At 63.5% G+C, this 1,672-nt stretch carries 2 protein-coding genes; one reads left to right on the top strand and one right to left on the bottom strand.

The features are described from left to right. The coding region (locus tag WBQ44_RS12660) for an amidase family protein (protein WP_495567036.1) at positions 1-844 on the top strand (844 nt) is incomplete at its 5' end. A 6-nt stretch (positions 845-850) separates the two neighbouring features. Here the strand turns inward: WBQ44_RS12660 and truA are convergent. Beyond that, positions 851-1,672: tRNA pseudouridine(38-40) synthase TruA (truA, locus tag WBQ44_RS12655; protein ID WP_495567035.1), on the bottom strand; the 822-nt coding region annotated here is incomplete at its 5' end.

The following is a 1,672-nucleotide window of genomic DNA, read 5'->3' as shown; positions in this document are numbered from 1 at the left end:
CACTTATATGTCCGGTGTGGATGAAGCCGACCCCACGACACGGGCCTCCCCCGATGTGAAGTTTCCGTTGGCTCCGTCAGGAAGACCTCGCGCACTCGCCGATATGCGCGTAGGTGTCCCCTCCGATGCGTTCGACAACTTACCCACCTCTATCGGCAGTTTGATGACTACAGCGATCGACACGGCGAAGTCATTGGGCGTCGAGGTAGTCACGGACGTGATGCCCACCCTGCCGTCCAGTCTCTTGATGGGTGACCGATGCGAGATGGGCGCGTATCATCAACAATTCGTCGACCGCCTCGACAAATACCGCACCTCCAGCGCAATCGCCGTGGGCTTCGGGTCCGCTGCGTTGGTAACGCCGGTTGCCGATTACATCAGTTTCGAGCACGACCGCTTGCGGTATCAACGCGACTTCAACCGCATGTTCGCGGACAACTCGCTCGACGCCATCTTGATTCCGGGTGCCGTAACGGACGGGATAGACAGAGATGCAGCGGCCGAACTGGGAGTTCTCGACAACCCGATTGCTGACGTGCGTTGGGCAAACTACACGGGATCCCCGGTTGCGACGATACCCGTAGGCAGGTCAGCGGAGACGGGGTTGCCCTTCGGCGTCCAAATCGGCGGTCTGCCTTGGAACGACCGAAAAGTAATCGAAATCGGGCTCGAAATGCAGTCGCTATTGGGGACTTGGCAGGAGCTTCCCGACATCAGGCCGGCACCCCGGGACATTCCTGGCGTGGGCCTGACCAACCCTGGACCAGGTCCGGATCCAACCAATACGAGACGAGCCTCCGCTCCCCTCGGCACGCTACCGACTACAGCGACCCACCCTGCGTGAGGTAGGTCAGCAGCAGGTGCCGGGCAACGCGATGCCGGGTCGCGTCTCGCGAGTCGCGATGTTGCGGGCTGCCAGTTCCTCGGTGTCCGGGTAGTCGACGGCCACCAGCGAGAGACCGTGGGCCGGGGCTACGGTGATCGAGCTGGACCGCGAGCGTGTGTCGAGCAAACCTGCGGCCCACTCGGGCGTCCGGCGTCGTTCTCCCACCGCCTGCATCGCACCGACGAGACTGCGGACCATGGACCAACAGAACGCATCGGCGCTGACGTATGCGATGAGGTGGTCACCTTCACGTTCCCAGTCGAAGCGCTGAAGTTCTCGGACCGTTGTCGCGCCCTCCCGCCTCTTGCAGAATGCGGCGAAATCGTGCAGCCCCAGCAACAGTGACGATGCCTCTCGCATCGCGTCCAGGTCGATTCGGCGAGCCCAGGAGACGACTCCGCGCACCTCGAGCGGATCGACGCCGTACGCCGCGGTACCGAACCGGTACTCGTAGTGCCGTCGCAACGCCGAGAATCGGGCGTCGAAGTGCTCGGTCACCGGAGCGATCGCCGTTACGCGGACGTCGGTGGGAAGAAATCGCGCCATCCGACGAACGAGCCTCTGGGGCTCGTCGACGCCGCCTCGCACGTCGAAGTGTGCAACCTGACCGCGGGCGTGCACACCGGCGTCGGTACGTCCGGCGACCGTCAGGACGATCGGTTGCCGAAGCACGAGCGAAAACGCTTCTTCGAGTACACCGCAGACGGTACGGATGCCGGGTTGGCGGGCCCACCCGGAGAAATCGGTCCCGTCGTACGAGATGTCGAGGCGGATTCTGGTGACGGG

The sequence above is a fragment of the Rhodococcus sp. (in: high G+C Gram-positive bacteria) genome, assembly GCF_049591685.1.
GTDB lineage: Bacteria > Actinomycetota > Actinomycetes > Mycobacteriales > Mycobacteriaceae > Rhodococcoides.
The sequence above is the reverse complement of the archived record's forward strand: the minus strand, read 5'-3'. Positions and strand labels throughout refer to the sequence as shown.